Origin of the sequence: Nonomuraea diastatica, from assembly GCF_004349015.1 — a bacterium.
GTDB classification, from domain to species: Bacteria; Actinomycetota; Actinomycetes; order Streptosporangiales; family Streptosporangiaceae; genus Nonomuraea; species Nonomuraea diastatica.
Genome location: NZ_SMKP01000004.1, coordinates 76,932 through 91,980, shown reverse-complemented (window position 1 = coordinate 91,980; position 15,049 = coordinate 76,932). Strand labels below are relative to the sequence as shown.

Below are 15,049 nucleotides of genomic sequence, written 5' to 3'. Positions count from 1 at the left end.
CGCCTCAGCGCGGTGGCTCCGAGGGACGGGGGGTTCCACCGGTCGTCACGTCGGTGGAAAGGTTCTGCTCGGTGGCACGGGCCAGGCTCGGGGCCAACCGGGACAGCATGCGGCGCCCCCACCAGAGTCCGGTGACCCGGTCGGCGGCCGACCGGTGCAGGCGGGGGTCGAGATGGTCGCGCAGGGCGTCGCCGAGCAGGTTGAAGCTGAACACGGCGATCGACAGGGCGACGGAGGGCACGATGATCAGCCACGGGGCGCGTTCCACGTAGCGCACCCCTTCGGAGAGCATCAGCCCCCAGGACGGGGTGGGAGGCGGCGCGCCGATGCCGAGGAAGCTCAGCGCCGACTCCGCGATGATCACGCCGGCGAAGATGAGGCTGCCCAGGGTCAGCACCGAGGCCAGCATGTTGGGCAGCACGTGCAGGGCCAGGATGCGCGGCGCGTGCGCCCCGGTCGCCCTGGCGGCCTCGACGTACGGTTCCTGGCGGACCCGCAGCGTCTCGGCGCGGGCGATGCGGTTGAACGACGGGGTGATCACCACGGTCAGCGCGATGATCGTGTTACACACCGACGGGCCCAGGATCACCGCGATGAACAGCAGCAGGACGATTCCGGGGACGGCCTGCACCGCGTCCATCACCCGCTGCACGACCAGATCCAGCCCTCGGCCGAAATAGCCCGAGATCACGCCGATCATGGTGCCGAGCACCAGGCTGACGCCGGTGGTCGTGACGCCGACGATCAGCGACGTCCGGGCGCCGTGAATCGTCCGGCTCAGCACGTCCCTGCCCAGGTCGTCGGTGCCGAACAGGTATTTCCCCGAGGGCGGGTCCAGGATGTCCCTGCGGAACTGCTCCAGCGGATCGTACGGAGCGATCCACGGTGCGAGCAGTGCCACCAGCACGAAGGCGCAGATCAGCAGTAACGCGGCGGCGCCCAGCGGCTGGGAGCGCATGAAGACGCGCAGCGCCTTAAGCGCGCGCCGGAGCGCGGCCCCGCGGGGCGGCCGGGGCGCCGGGGGGACCGGCCGCGTCTCGGTCAACGTCTGCTTCTCGGTCACGACAGTGCCTTCCCGGTCCGGATCCGCGGATCGACCAGCGCGTACAGCAGGTCGATCAGGATGATCGTGATGACGAACAGGCCCGCGTAGAAGATCGTGCAGGCCACCACCACCGGATAGTCACGGTCGAGCACCGCCTGGTAGATGAGCTGTCCGGTGCCGGGGAGCCCGAACATCCGCTCGATGATCACTGTTCCGCCGAGCACGGTGGCCAGCTCCAGGCCGAGCAGGGTGAGCACCGCGATCGTCGAGTTCCGCAGCGAGTGTTTGAGCACCACGGTGCGCTCCCGCACGCCCTTGGCGCGCACCGTGCGGATGTAGTCCGACCCCAGCGACTCCAGCATCGACGAGCGGGTCAGCCGGGCCACCGCGGCCATCCCGCCGGTGCCCAGCGCGAACACCGGGATCGCCATCTGCTGGGCCCAGCTGACGAAGTCCTCGGTCGGCTCGGCGTACACCAGCGGTGGAGACCAGGCGAACCAGAGCGCGAACGCGGTCAGCAGCAGCAGGGCGATCACGAAGTTCGGGACCGACAGGAACGCCACCGCGAACACCCGCAGCGCGCTGTCCGTGACCGAGCCGCGGGTGATCGCGGCGATGATGCCGACCGTGAGGCCGAGCGCCGTGCCGACCAGCATCGCCAGCAGGCCGAGCTGCACGGTCACCGGGACCCGAGCCAGGAACAGGTCGATGACCGGCTCCTTGTTGTAGAACGAGGCGCCCAGGTCCCCCTGTACGGCGCCGGCGAGCCACTCCCACAACTGCACCCACACCGGGTCGTCCAGGCCGAACTCGGCGCGCAGCACGTCGGCCGCCTCCTTGCTCACGCCGGTGTCCTGCAACTGCAGGCTGACCGCGTCGCCGGGCACCAGCCGCATGATCACGAACACGAAGATCGTGACCAGGCCCATGACCACCACGCCGTACCCCAGCCTGCGCAGCGTGTAGCCGATCATCGTGCGCTCGCCTCCTGCCCGGCGTGGAACAGGTGACAGGCCACGGCCCGGCTGTCCGCCACGCTGTGCAGGACGGGCGCCTCCTCCCGGCATCGCTCCATCGCCTTCGGGCAACGCGGATGGAACCGGCACCCCGGCGGGGGACTGCTCGGGCTGGCGGGCTCGCCGCGCGGCACCGAGCGGCGCGCCCGGCCGTCGGCCCGGTCCGGCGCGAACTCGGGTACGGCGGAGACCAGCATCTCGGTGTACGGGTGGCGGGGATCGGCGAACAACGTGTCACCGTCGCCGCGCTCCACGATCTCCCCCAGGTACATGACGCAGACCTCGTCGGCCATGTACCGCACGACGTTGAGATCGTGCGCGATGAACAGGTAGGACAGCCCGAGCTCGGACTGCAGCCGCTTGAGCAGGTTCAGCACCTGGGCCTGCACCGAGACGTCGAGCGCCGAGACGGCCTCGTCGCAGACGATCAGGTCGGGGTCGGTGGCCAGCGCCCTGGCGATGCCGATGCGCTGCGCCTGCCCGCCGGAGAACTGGTGGGAGAACCTGTACAGGTCGCCCGAGCGCAGCCCGACCCGCTCCAGCAACTCCACCACCCGGTCCACCCGTGCGGAGCCCTTGGCGATGCGATGCACGGCGAGCGGCTCGCCGACCGCGTCGAGCACCCGCATGCGGGGGTTCAGCGAGCCGAGCGGGTCCTGGAAGACGATCTGCATCCGCCGCCGGAGCGCCTGCATCTGGCCCCGCGAGGCCCGCAGCAGGTCGACGCCGTCGAAGGTCACCTGGCCCGAGGTGGGGTCGAGCAGCCGCAGGGCCAGCCGGGCGACCGTCGACTTGCCCGAACCGGACTCTCCCACCAGCCCCACCGTGCGGCCGCGCGGGATCCGCAGCGAGACGCCGTTGACCGCCTGCACCACGCTGCGCCGCGACCGGAACCGCTTGACCAGGTCACGCGCCTCGAACAGCGGCGCCTCCGACGTCATCGTGTCAGGCGACATCGACGTCATCACCTCAGGCGACATGGCGCACCTCGCCGGTGGCCGGCGCGGGGGATGCCCGCAGCGCGTCCTCGTGCAGCCAGCACCGGCTGGCCCGGCCCGGCTGCAGCTCGTACAGCGGCGGTTCCGCCTCCGAGCAGCGATCCAGCGCCGACGGGCAGCGCGGGTGGAACCGGCAGCCTGAGGGCGCCTCCGCCGGAGTCGGCACGCTTCCCGCGATGGCCGGCATGGGCTGGTCGCGCGGGGTGGACGGGGTCGGGATCGAGTCGATCAGGGCCCGCGTGTACGGATTGCGCGGCGAGCGCAGCACCTCCGCCACCGGGCCCTGCTCCACCACCCGCCCGGCGTACATCACCACGACGCGGTCGGCCATCTCCGCCACCACCGCCATGTCGTGGGTGATGAGCAGCAGCGCCGTGCCGTGCTCGCGCTGCATCGTGCGCAGCAGCTCCAGGATCTGCGCCTCGACGGTCACGTCCAGCGCCGTGGTGGGCTCGTCGGCGATGAGCAGCGCCGGCTCGCCCGTCAGGGCGATCGCCACCATGACCCGCTGCTGCTGGCCGCCGGACAACTCGTGCGGATAGGCACGTACGCGCCTGTCCGGATCCGGCAGCCCGACCTCCCGCAGCAACTCCACGGCGCGCACCCTGGCGGCCCTGCGCGTCATGGGCCGGTGCGCGCGCAACGCCTCGATCAGCTGGTCACCGATCGTGAACAGCGGGTCCAGCGAGCTCATCGGGTTCTGGAAGATCATGGCGAGCTCGGAGCCGCGCAGTTGCCGCAGCCGCTCCGGTGCGGCTCCTACGAGCTCCTCGTCCCGCAGCAGCACCGAGCCTGCCGAGATGTTGCCCGAGCCGAGCAGTCCCAGCAGCGCGAGCGACGACACGCTCTTGCCGGAACCCGACTCACCGACCACCGCGACCGTCTCACCGGCCGAGACCGTGAACGACACACCGGCGACGGCGTTCACCGGTCCGGCAGGGGTGGGGAAACGGACATATAGATCATTCACTTCGAGCAGCGGTGGGGACGGCACCGTCGTCGCTCCTTCGTCATCGGGGAGGTTGCTAGGGAGGGCGGCCCGCGTGGTCAGAAAGGATCCGGCGGCGCGCGGCGGATCGCCGCGACCTCATCGGGTGTGACTCTTGTCACGCCACTATGCGCTGGTCGAAATCGGCCCGCCACAACCCTTTCGCCCTGCGAAAAGATTTCACCGCGCCCGTGACACGGTTGTTGTGACCAGCGCGGATCGCCGCGGCCCCGGGCTCATCGGGGCGGATCGATGCCCAGGAAGCGGTAGGCGTTGTGCCAGGTGATGTCGGCCAGGACGGCCTCGGGCAGGTCGAGGGAGCGCAGCGTACGGCCGGCCGGGTCCTCGCGCTCCATGGCCGGATAGTCGGAGCCGACGAGCAGGCGGTCGTGGCCGAGCAGGTCGATGAGATAGCGCAGGGCGCGCCGGTCGAAGACCATCGAGTCGTAGTAGAAGCGGCGGGCGTGGTCGAGCGGCGACGGGCCCTCGGTGTGCGCGATCGCCCGTTCGGGGATCGGCGGCTCCTCGTTCCAGGTGCCGCCCCAGAAGTACTGCGCGCGGGGGACCATGAGCGGGAAGCCGCCCGCGGCGTGGCTGAAGGAGACGCGCAGGTCCGGGCAGGCCGCGGCGGTGCCGCCGGTGATCAGCGACGCGGCGGCCAGCGTGCCCTCCAGGCCCACGACGTACGTGCCCATGGCCGAGCGGGGCAGCCGGTCGGTCGGGGCGGGCATGGCGTGCACGAAGATCGGCAGGTCGAGCCGTTCTGCCTCGGCGAAGAACGGCAGGAAACGTTCGTCGCCGATGGAGGCGCCCAGGATGTTGGAGGCGATCTCCACGCCGAGCAGGCCCGCCTCGCGTACCGCCTTGAGCTCGGTGGCGGCGGCGTCCTGGTCCTGCATCGGCACGATGCCGAAGCCGAGGAGCCGCCCGGGGCCGGCGGCGCACAGCGTGGCGGTGTACTCGTTGACGTGCCGGGCCAGCGACAGCCCGTCGGCGGGCGGCAGGTCGTAGCGGAGCAGCGGCGGCATGGGCGTGAGCACCTCGGCGGTCACGCCGGAGGTGTCCATCGCCTCGATCCGGCGTTCGGCGTCGAAGAACACCTCACGGGCGCGGAACCGGGTGGCGCCGAACACGAGCAGGCGCGCGGTGTCGCCGTCGATCGGCTCCATGCGCGGGAAACAGCCGGGGGCGTCGGGCGGGTAGTCGCGGGGGAGCAGGTGGGCGTGGGCGTCGACAAGCATGGCGAACCTCAAAGTCGGGGCGGCCTCAGGAGCCTGGGCGTGCCGGTGGGTGTGTGGCGGGTCTGGAGCCGGGCCGGTGGGTGTGCGGCGGTCAGGAGCCGGGCCGGGCCGGGACGTGCGCGGCGGGGTCAGGAATGGGGGTGGACCGAGACGTGTACGGCGGTCTCGCCCGGCACGTCGCCGCCGAGGGTCTCGATCGCGAGGACGGTGTCGTCCAGCCCGAAGGAGTGGGTGTGCATCTTCTCCAGGGGGTGGCGGCGCGACTCGATGATGCCGATCGCCTCGCGGTAGGCGCGGTTGTCCACGCCGAACGCGCCGACCACGGTCAGCGCCCGGTTGATGATCAGGTCGGTGCGCAGCGGGATCTCGCGGCGGCCCTTGAGCCCGGCCAGCACCACCCGGCCGCCGTGCCGCGCCGACAGCAGCGCGTCCGTGACCGGCCCCGCGGCCATCGGGGTGAGCTCCAGCACGACGTCCGCCATCTCGCCGCCGGTGATCTCGCGGACCCGCTCCACGGTGTCCTCGGCCCGCTCGCCGTCGACGACGATCGTGTGGTCGGCGCCGAACTCCCGGGCCAGGGCCAGCTTGTGGGCGTCCGCCTCCAGGCCGGTGACGATGATGGTGCCGGCGCCGGCCGACCGCGCTGCGATGACCGCGGAAAGGCCGCGCTGCCCGGCGCCGAGCACCAGCAGGGTGTCGCCCAGCCCCACGCCGCCCAGGTGGCAGGCCCAGCGCACGCCCGCGCCCAGCGGGTTGAACATCGCGGCCACCTCGGCAGGAAGGGTCGGGTCGATGGGGTGCAGGATCGTGTGGGGAGACAGGTACATGTACTCGGCGAACCCGCCCCACAACGACGGCGCCACGTCGAGCGACGCGACTCCGTGGCCCGGCCTGCGGTTGGGGCACGACTGGTAGCGCCCGGTCAGGCACCTGCGGCAGGAGCGGCACGGGATGATGATCTCGACGGCCACCCGGTCGCCGGGCTTGACGCCCCAGCGCTCGGCGGCCAGTTCGCCGACCTCCTCGACGATGCCCATCGGCTCGTGCCCGGGCACGAACGGCTTCGGATTGTCCTGGTCCATCGACCCGAGATGTCCCCTGTAGATCTCGACGTCGCTGCCGCAGATGCCGTTGGCCTCCACGCGTAGCAGGCCGTCGTCCGGGCCGATCTTCGGACGGGGGAACTCACGCACCTCGATCTTGTTCGGGGCGACCTGCACTGCCGCGCGTACCGTGTCTGCCATCGAAAGGGGCCTCTCTCCTGGTGGGTTTCGCTGTCAGGATGTCGGCGACGGCAGGGGAACGCGACGAGGATTTCACGTCACGGAAGCCAATCATGCCCGCTGTTCACGGCCGCGCATTTGCTTTCCGCGACGCGAAAGTCAGGTGGCCTGTCAGCCGGCCCGCTGGGCATAGTGAAGCACCGCTGACCATCTCTCAGAGGCATCGCCTCGACTACGACTCCTGCGCCGCGGCCGCTTCGCCACGGCTTCGTGGCGGGGGCCACCCGTGAGTGCCTCCGCCGCCAGATCCGAGCACCGGCACTCCCACTCCCCGGAAGGACAATCAGTGATCAAACCCGGCTTCGTCGCGGCAGAGGACCGAGAGACCGTCACCGCGATGCTCCGCGCGCAGCTCGCCGGGCTGCCCGCGCGCTCTCCGTTCTACGCCGACCTGTTCGCCGGGCACGGGGTCGATCCGTCGGCGCTGGTCTCCCTCGACGATCTGCGCAAGCTGCCCTTCACGGACAAGCAACTCCTGCGCGACTCCCAGGCGGACTCGCCCCCGCTCGGCCGGCACGCGGGCGTGGACATGGTCGACGTGATCCGCGTCCACGCCTCCACCGGTACCACCGGCAAGCCGAGCTGGGTGGGGGTGACCCGGCGTGACGCCGAGGCGTGGACCGAGATGGTGGCGCGGGCGTTCATGACCATGGGCGCGCGGCGCGAGGACGTCGTGCTGCACGGCTCGGGGCTGACGTTGTTCGTGGGCGGGCTGCCGATCAGGGACGCGCTGGAGCACATCGGCTGCACGATGGTCCCGATCGGCACCGGGGCGTCGGACAAGGCGGTGCAGGCGCTGGAGTCCCTGGGCGTCACCGCGCTGCACGCCACCCCCTCCTACGTGCGCTACCTGGCCGAGTACGTGCGCAAGCTGGGACGCGACCCCAAGGAGTTCGGCATCACCAAGATCTTCGTGGGGGGCGAGCCCGGGGGCGGCGAGCCCGCGTTCCAGCAGCGCATGGAGCGGGAGTGGGGCGCGCGGGTCACCGAGGGTTTGGGCAACGCGGACATGGCGCCGGTGTTGTTCGGCGAGCCTCCGGGCGCCGGCGGCATGCGGTTCACCGGCGGCCGGCACGTGGTGGTGGAGCTCATCGACCCGGACACCGGCGAGCCGATCGACCCCGAGCCGGGCGCCACGGGCGAGCTCGTCTACACCTCGGTGGACCGCGAGTGCTGCCCGCTCGTCCGGTTCCGCACCCGGGACCGGGTGCTGGTGGCCGGGCTCGCCGACGACGGCGCGCCGCTCATCCGGTGCGTGGGCCGTACCGACGACATGCTGATCGTGCTGGGGGTGAACGTGTTCCCCACGGCGATCCGCGATCTGGCGCAGACCCTGCATCCCCGGACGAACGGCGTGGTGCAGGTCGTCCTGCCCGGCCCCGGACCGCGGGTGGAGCCGCCGCTTCGGGTCGACGTCGAGCTCGGCGAGGATCCGGGTGATCAGGAGCGACTGCGGCAGGAGATCGAGGAGCTGATCCGGTCCCGGCTGACGGTGCGGGCCACGGTCGTCCTCGTCCCGCCCGGCTCGCTGGAGCGCACCGAGATGAAGTCCCGCCTGACCCGGGTCTCCGGCTGACGGCCCACCCCTCCGGCAGTCGCGGGCGCACGGCCAGGCCATCCCCGCCGGGCCGGTCAGGCACACCAGGATAGGAGCAGCAATGTCAGACGACCCGATGATCGACCCCTTCGCCGACGCGGGATCCCAGTGGATGACCGGGCGCACCGCGCTCGTCACCGGGGGCGGCCAGAACACCTCCTACCCGGGTGTCGGGTACGCCATCTGCCGGGTGCTGGCCAGGCACGGCGCCCGCATCGCGGTGCTCGACAGGAACGAGGAGGCCGCCGAGCGCACGGTGAAGCTGATCGCGGAGGAGGGCGGTGAGGCGATCTCCGTGGTCGCCGACGTGACCGACGACCGGGCCTGCGCCGGGGCCGTGGCGGAGGTGGTCGGCCACCTGGGCGAGCTCGACACGGTGGTCAACAACGTCGCGGCCGGCGACCGGAGCGGGCTGTTCGACACCACCCCCGAGCACTACGACCGGCTGATGGACATCAACCTCAAGTCCGCGTGGTCGATCACCCGGCACGCCGTCCCGGTGCTGCCGCGCGGCAGCTCGATCGTGAACATCTCGTCCGTCGGGGTGCGCAGGCGCGGGCCCGGCCTGATCTACTGCGTGGCCAAGGCCGGCCTGGAGAACATGACCGAGGGGGCGGCGACCACGCTCGGGCCGCAGGGCATCCGCGTCAACTGCATCGCGGTCGGCGCGATCTACGGGGCCTTCGCCGCGAAGGGCCCCATGACCCAGGAGATGCGCGAGCAGCGCCGCGAGGGGACCTCGCTGAAGACCGAGGGCACCTCCTGGGACATCGCGCACGCCGCGCTGTTCCTGCTGAGCGACCGGGCCCGGTGGATCTCCGGGCACATCCTGCCGGTCGAGGGCGGTCCCCCGCACCGCTACTCGGTCGAGCCGATCACCTCCGTCCCGATGGGGGAGTGACCGGCCGCGCACGGGAACGGCCCGCATCAGGGGAGCGGGCCGTTCCCGGCGCGTTCGTGTGTCCTGTGGGCGCGGGCTCTCAGCGTCCCGCGGAGTTGGAGTACTTGACCTCGCGCACCTGCCAGTGCGCGGTCTGGCGCGGCCCCCCGGCGTCGGTGACGGCCGAGGGCGCTCCGAGGGCGCGGGAGATGCTGCGGGAGGTCGCGGCGAGCACGGGCACCAGGGAGTGGGGGGACGGCGAGCCGAGTGGCACGGTGATGCCGACCGCGGCCACGACGCGGTCGCGGGGGCCCCGGATGGGCACCGCGACGGCCATCGCGTCGTAGGTGAGCTGGCTCTGCACGATGGCGACGCCCGACTTGCGGACCTCGGCCAGGAAGTGCCGCAGCGCGTCGGGGTCGGTGAGCGTGCGGTCGGTGTAGCGGCGCAGCTTGGAGGCGAGCACCTCCTCCTGGAACTCCTGGGAGGCGTGGGCGAGCAGCACCAGCCCGGTGCCCGTCGCGTGCATGGGCCAGCGCCCGCCCAGCCTGCTCGGCACCGGGACGGTGTCGCGGGCGCGCAGCGACTCGACGTAGATGACGTCGTGTCCTTCCGGCACGCCGAGGTGGATGTTGCCACGGGTGGCGTGCTGCAGGTCGTGCAGGTACGGCAGCGCGATCTCGCGCAGCTGGCCGCCCTGCGGCGCCAGGGTGCCGAGCTCCAGGATGCGCAGGCCGATGCTGTACTTTCCGTCGCTGTGCCGGGACAGCGCGCCCCAGCGGCGTAGTTCGTTGAGCAGTCGATGGGTCGTGCTGAGCGTGAGGCCGGTTCTGCGGCTGATGTCGCTGAGTGACAGCGCCAGGTTTTCGGTGTCGAAGACGCCGAGGATGGAGAGCACGCGCTGGGCCGATGTCAGGCGATGGGGTTCGAGAGACTTGTCTGCCAGGACAGTCACCAATTCACCTGCCTGTCCGTGTTTCTTGGCCTAGGTTACGGGGCGTTAACCAGGCTACATAAACGGACAGCCTTTCGATAGTAGCCCAAAATGGTCGAAAATCCCTTCCGCTGGACGGAAAGAGGGCTTCCCTTGCGGAGGGTCATCAGGGCATACGGACGAAATGCGACTAGCCCTTCCGCGTCACGAAAGTCGAGATTTCTTCTGGAATGACACGGTCTACATTGCTCTGAGCAGGGTCGTAGTCGCACCCGGTCACTCCGCCGGACGTATCCGCGGCCCCGATCACGAGTGAGGCGAAGATGCGCGACGAAACACGCCTGGAGCAGATCCGGTCCACCCTGGCCGTCGACGGCTACCAGTTGAGCGTCGAGGAGGCCGGCTCCGCCTTCGACGTGCGGATCACCGCCGGAGCCGGCAGCTGCCCCGACTGCCTGGTCCCCAAGAACATGATGGTGAGCATGCTGGCGCCGATCCTCGGCGTGGGGCCCGACGGCATCCGGCTGTCCTACCCCAGCGACGTCGCTCCGGCGAACCGCACATGAGGGGCCACGAGCCGAGCGGGTGGCGAGACCCAGAGCTGATGAGAAGAGGTGTTTGAGGGATGTTCGACCGAATCCTGGACCCGACCGGCCTGTCCGTACGACCCACGAACGTGGCGGTGGCCGCCAGACGGGTGCCCAGCCTGGCCGGCGCCCGCGTCGGATTGTTGAACAATACCAAGCGGAACGCCGCGCAACTGCTGACCGAGCTCGGCGACCTGCTCCGTGACCGGTACGGCGCGGTGGTGACGATCCAGCGCACCAAGCCGCATGTCGCCTTCCCGGTGGACGAGCCGATGCTCAAGGAGATCGCCGCGGTCAGCGACGTGGTGATCACCGGCGTGGGCGACTGCGGTTCGTGCAGCGCGTCGGCCGCGGCCGACGGCATCGCGTTCGAGCGGGCGGGCATCCCCGCCGCGGTGATCGTCAGCGACGCCTTCGAGGTGACGGCGCGGGCGATGGCCGGCGTGCACGGCGACGAGAGCTTCGAGCTCCTGCTGACGCCGCATCCGGTGGCCGTGCTGAACGCGGAGCAGGTCGCCGAGCGCGCCACGGAACTGGTCGCCGACGTCGCGAACCGGGTCTGCGAGTTGGCCCGATGACCGGCGGCACCCTCGACGGGCAGGTCACCGACGCCCTGGACGGCGCGCACCAGTCCATCGAGTACATGTACGACCAGGGCTGGAGCGACGGCCTGCCCGTCGTGCCGGCGACGCGCGAGCTGGTCGACGAGTTCCTCGCCACCACGTCCCGGCCCGCCGACGAGGTCGTCGGCCGGCTCGACCACCTCAAGCGGGAGGTCTCGGTCGAGCTGGCCGCCATCAACGCGGTCATGGCGGGCTGCCGGCCCGAATACTTCCCGGTGGTGCTGGCCGCCTGGGACGCGCTGATGGCCGAACGCTCCACCGTGGGCGGCGGCTGGCAGAGCACCAGCGGTCCCGCCCCGCTGATCGTGGTCAACGGCCCGGTACGCCGGCGTCTGGGCTTCAACGCCACCGGCGGCGTGTTCGGCCCCGGCTTCCGTGCCAACGCCACCGTGGCCAGGTCGATCGGGCTGATCGTCCGCAACGCGCTCGGCGTGGTGCCGCACGTGCTGGAGCAGGCGACCCAGGGCATCCCGGGGCGGTGGGCGATGTGCATCGCCGAGAACGAGGAGGAGAGCCCGTGGGAGCCGCTCTCGGTGGACGGCGGGGTGGCCGCCGGCGTCGACGCCGTCTCCACGACCCTGCTCAGGACCAGCGAGTTCGTCGACAACCGGCACACCGACGACCCCGAGGCGCTGCTCGGCGACTTCGCCGACACGATCTCGCGAATCGGTAGCTGGATCTTCCGTCACGCCAGCGCGGGCGTGGTGTTCTGCCCCGAGCACGCGCAGATGCTGGCCGCTGCCGGAATGAGCAAGGCCGACGTGCGCGACTGGCTGATCGAGCGGTGCGGGCGGTCCGAGGCCGACCTGGCCAGGGCCGGCAAGAACCACGTGCACGGGAACGTCCGGCGCCAGAGCGACGACGGCGATCCCGGTGCGTTCCACCGGTACTTCGCCGACGGAGCGCCCAAGAACCTGCCGATCGTCGTGGCGGGGGCCCGCAACGCCGGGATCTCCATGGTGGTCCGGGTGTTCTCCAACTGGTCCGGCATCTCGGCCAGGGTCGAGCCGCCACGCGACGGCGCATCGGCCCCGGCCACGTGAAGCACGTCCCGGACGGGTGAAGAGCGCGGTTCCGGCCTTGTGGAGAGCGTGGCCCGGGTGCGTGACGAAGGGGTGCGAGCCCGGCTGAGGGTCTCCGTTCCGGGGCCGTGCGACAGGGAGAAGCTCATGCCAGATGATCCGCTGGCCGATCCGTTCGCCGGCGCCGGTGCTCGGAGGATGGCCGGCCGCGCCGCCCTGGTCACCGGGGCGGGGCAGAACGGCGCGCTGCCCGGCGTCGGCTACGCCATCGCCCGGGTGCTCGCCGCGCACGGCGCGCGCGTCGCGGTGCTCGACCGGGACGCGGCGGCCGCCGGCCGTACCGTGAAGCTGATCGGCGAGGACGGCGGCGAGGCGGTCCCCGTGGTCGCGGACGTGACCTCCGACCGGTCCTGCGCCGCCGCCGTCGCCCAGGCGGCCGGTCGCCTCGGCGGGCTCGACGCCGTGGTGAACAACGTCGCCTCGGGCGACCCCGCCGGGCTGTTCGAGGTCACCCCTGACCGGTTCGCCGAGCTGATGGCGGTCAACCTCACCTCGGCCTGGCAGGTCACCCGGCACGCCGTCCCCGTGCTGCCGCGCGGCGGGTCGATCGTGAACATCTCCTCGGTGACCGTGCGGGCGCGCGGGCCCGGGATGGTCTACTCCCTGGCCAAGGCGGGGCTGGAGAACCTGACCGAGGGCGCGGCGGCCACGCTGGTGCCGCAGGGCATCCGGGTCAACGGCGTGCGGGTCGGCATGATCTGGGGGTCGTTCGCCGCCGCCAACATGCCCGAGGAGGCGCGGGCGGCGCGGCGCGAGAGCACCGCGCTCATGACCGAGGGCACCGCCTGGGACGTCGCCCAAGCCGCGCTCTTCCTGCTCAGCGACCGGGCCCGGTGGATCTCCGGGCACATCCTCGACGTCGACGGCGGGCCGCCCCGCCGGCCGCCGCCCGTCGCGGCCCCGGACGGCCGCGACCGCGACAGATGACGTAGTCCAGGTGCCGCAGATGACCCACGATCTACGGCGCCGGGCGAATTACGGTCCCTACAACTCCGCAAACCGCCGACATCCCACCCCACTGAGGAGTGCCGCCCTTGACCTCCACCCCCTGGTGAACCGAGGGGGATTCCGGCTCTCGCGAGCTGGACCTTCCTGCTTCACCGGCGACAGCCCCCACCATCATTCCAAGGAGCGACAGTGACCGGTCTTACGTGGCCTCCACAGGCTTCACATCCCGCCGGCCCGGCGGTAGACCTTCCACGCTCGGTAACCGAATCGAAGGCGAGAGCAGAGACAGCGCAGGCGCACATGGCGGGTCCGATCGCCTCGGTGGCGATCGGACGGTCCCTACCCTGCTCCGCAGGGGATCCGATTCCTCCCTCGCCTGAAACCGAGGGTTTCCTCGGAGGTATCCGATGACCCACCACGGCACGTCCAAGCCTCCATCGATCAAAGGGCTCTTCGCCGCCAGCTTCATCGGCACGTCGATCGAGTGGTATGACTACTTCATCTTCGGCACCGCCGCCGCGCTCGTGTTCCCCCGGTTGTTCTTCCCGGACGCGTCGCCCGAGGCCGCCACGCTCGCGTCGTTGTCGGCGTTCGCCGCCGGATTTCTGGTCAGGCCGCTGGGTGCCGCGGTCATCGGTCACTTCGGCGACAGGATCGGCCGCAAGTCGATGCTCGTCCTCACGCTGATCCTGACCGGCGGGTCCACCTTCCTCATCGGGGTGCTTCCCACGTACGCGGCCATCGGCATCGGAGCGCCGCTGCTGCTGGTCTCCCTCCGTCTCATCCAGAGCTTCGGCGTGTCCGGCGAGTGGGGCGGCGCGCTGCTCATCTCCACCGAGAACGCCGCACCCGGGCGTCGCGCCGTCTACGGCAGCTTCGCCCAGTTCGGGGTCCCGATCGGCGTGCTGACCTCCAACCTGGCGTTCCTGGCCGTCTCCGGCATGGACGACGAGGCGTTCTTCTCCTACGGCTGGCGCATCCCGTTCCTGCTGAGCGCGGTGCTGGTCATCGTCGGCTTCGTGGTGCGGCTCCGCCTGTCGGAGCCGCCGGAGTTCGCCAAGGCGAAGCAGGAACGGACCATCATCAAGGTCCCCTTCGCCGAGCTGCTGCGCCGGCATCCGCGCAACCTCATCCTGGGCGGCCTGGCCGCGATCGCGCCGCCCGCGGTGGGTTACGCGGTCACCGTGTACATGCTCACCTACGGGACGCAGGTGGCCGGCTTCGAGCGCAACACGCTGCTCACGCTGATCCTGGCCTCGACCTCGGTGTGGATCATCGCGATCATCGTGTCCGCGATGTTGTCCGACCGCTTCGGCGCCAAGCGGCTCTACATCATCGGCGCGATCACCGCGGTGGTGTGGCCGGTCCCGATGTTCGCGATGGTCAACACCGGCGAAACCGTTCCGGCACTGATCGCGTTCCTGGTGGCCGCGGTGGTGCAGGGCATCATGGCCGGCGCGCAGGGCGGCCTGTTCAGCGAGATGTTCGACCTCAAGGTCCGTTACAGCGGCATCTCCATCGCGTACGCGGCCGGCGGCACCGTCGCCGGCGCCGTCACCCCGGCCTTCCCCGCGCTGTTCGCCGCCTACGGCTCGTCCACGCCGGTCGCCGTCTTCCTGACCGTGCTGGGCGCGGTGAGCCTGGTGGCTGTGATCGGCATCCGGTGGACCCCCGCGACGCGGGAGCCCGAGCAGGTCGCGGCCCCGGCCGTGGCGCCCGAGCGCTGAACAGTGCACAATCTGCCGCGCGGGAGCGAGGGGCGCCGGGCCTCGACCCGCGCGGCGTACATTCGTGCCCGGTGCGGATCCGCGGCGCGCCGCCGCGGCG

General features: G+C 71.2%; 14 protein-coding genes. 7 read left to right on the top strand and 7 right to left on the bottom strand.

The genetic code is table 11. The annotated features are described in order from the left end of the window. Positions 1-4: 4 nt before the first annotated feature. From E1294_RS02280 to E1294_RS02260, 6 genes are all read right to left on the bottom strand, one after another. Positions 5-1,063 carry an ABC transporter permease gene (locus tag E1294_RS02280; RefSeq protein ID WP_220447511.1) on the bottom strand — a complete coding sequence of 353 codons (1,059 nt, stop codon included), beginning with the start codon at positions 1,061-1,063 and terminating at the stop codon, positions 5-7. Beyond that, on the bottom strand, positions 1,060-2,019 hold the full coding sequence (locus tag E1294_RS02275) for an ABC transporter permease (RefSeq protein WP_132503942.1): 960 nt from the start codon (positions 2,017-2,019) through the stop codon (positions 1,060-1,062). The genes E1294_RS02280 and E1294_RS02275 overlap by 4 nt, the downstream gene beginning before the upstream one ends. Further along, entirely contained in the window at positions 2,016-3,041 is a 1,026-nt protein-coding gene (locus E1294_RS52330; protein WP_165977037.1) for an ABC transporter ATP-binding protein, read from the bottom strand. The genes E1294_RS02275 and E1294_RS52330 overlap by 4 nt, the downstream gene beginning before the upstream one ends. Beyond that, positions 3,031-4,053 (bottom strand): ABC transporter ATP-binding protein, encoded by a 1,023-nt coding sequence (locus E1294_RS52325; RefSeq protein WP_165977036.1) that lies wholly within the window; start codon positions 4,051-4,053, stop codon positions 3,031-3,033. The genes E1294_RS52330 and E1294_RS52325 overlap by 11 nt, the downstream gene beginning before the upstream one ends. A gap of 230 nt (positions 4,054-4,283) precedes the next feature. Continuing rightward, entirely contained in the window at positions 4,284-5,288 is a 1,005-nt protein-coding gene (locus E1294_RS02265) for an amidohydrolase family protein (protein WP_132503941.1), read from the bottom strand. 128 nt (positions 5,289-5,416) lie between these two features. Next, positions 5,417-6,532 carry a zinc-dependent alcohol dehydrogenase gene (locus E1294_RS02260; RefSeq protein ID WP_132503940.1) on the bottom strand — a complete coding sequence of 372 codons (1,116 nt, stop codon included), beginning with the start codon at positions 6,530-6,532 and terminating at the stop codon, positions 5,417-5,419. A 325-nt stretch (positions 6,533-6,857) separates the two neighbouring features. Here E1294_RS02260 and E1294_RS02255 point away from each other — a divergent pair, with 325 nt between their 5' ends. Both E1294_RS02255 and E1294_RS02250 read left to right on the top strand, forming a co-directional pair. Further along, positions 6,858-8,147, top strand: coding sequence for a phenylacetate--CoA ligase family protein (locus E1294_RS02255; protein ID WP_132503939.1), 1,290 nt, complete (start codon positions 6,858-6,860; stop codon positions 8,145-8,147). An 82-nt stretch (positions 8,148-8,229) separates the two neighbouring features. Then, positions 8,230-9,069: an SDR family NAD(P)-dependent oxidoreductase gene (locus E1294_RS02250; RefSeq protein ID WP_220447510.1), complete on the top strand. Its 840-nt coding sequence runs from the start codon at positions 8,230-8,232 to the stop codon at positions 9,067-9,069. Between the two features lie 79 nt (positions 9,070-9,148). Here E1294_RS02250 and E1294_RS02245 read toward each other — a convergent pair whose 3' ends face one another. Next, positions 9,149-10,003 (bottom strand): IclR family transcriptional regulator, encoded by an 855-nt coding sequence (locus E1294_RS02245; RefSeq protein ID WP_220447509.1) that lies wholly within the window; start codon positions 10,001-10,003, stop codon positions 9,149-9,151. Between the two features lie 302 nt (positions 10,004-10,305). Between E1294_RS02245 and E1294_RS02240 the strand changes: the two genes are divergently transcribed. From E1294_RS02240 to E1294_RS02220, 5 genes are all read left to right on the top strand, one after another. After that, positions 10,306-10,548 carry a hypothetical protein gene (locus E1294_RS02240; protein ID WP_132503938.1) on the top strand — a complete coding sequence of 81 codons (243 nt, stop codon included), beginning with the start codon at positions 10,306-10,308 and terminating at the stop codon, positions 10,546-10,548. A 59-nt stretch (positions 10,549-10,607) separates the two neighbouring features. Beyond that, a complete protein-coding gene (locus E1294_RS02235; protein ID WP_132503937.1) occupies positions 10,608-11,147 on the top strand; it encodes a UGSC family (seleno)protein in 540 nt (179 codons plus the stop codon). Continuing rightward, positions 11,144-12,235 (top strand): hypothetical protein, encoded by a 1,092-nt coding sequence (locus tag E1294_RS02230; RefSeq protein WP_132503936.1) that lies wholly within the window; start codon positions 11,144-11,146, stop codon positions 12,233-12,235. The genes E1294_RS02235 and E1294_RS02230 overlap by 4 nt, the downstream gene beginning before the upstream one ends. A 126-nt stretch (positions 12,236-12,361) precedes the next feature. Further along, complete coding sequence (locus E1294_RS02225; RefSeq protein ID WP_220447508.1) at positions 12,362-13,201, top strand: SDR family NAD(P)-dependent oxidoreductase; 840 nt, start codon at positions 12,362-12,364, stop codon at positions 13,199-13,201. A 428-nt stretch (positions 13,202-13,629) separates the two neighbouring features. Further along, complete coding sequence (locus E1294_RS02220; RefSeq protein ID WP_132503935.1) at positions 13,630-14,949, top strand: MFS transporter; 1,320 nt, start codon at positions 13,630-13,632, stop codon at positions 14,947-14,949. Positions 14,950-15,049: the final 100 nt, after the last annotated feature.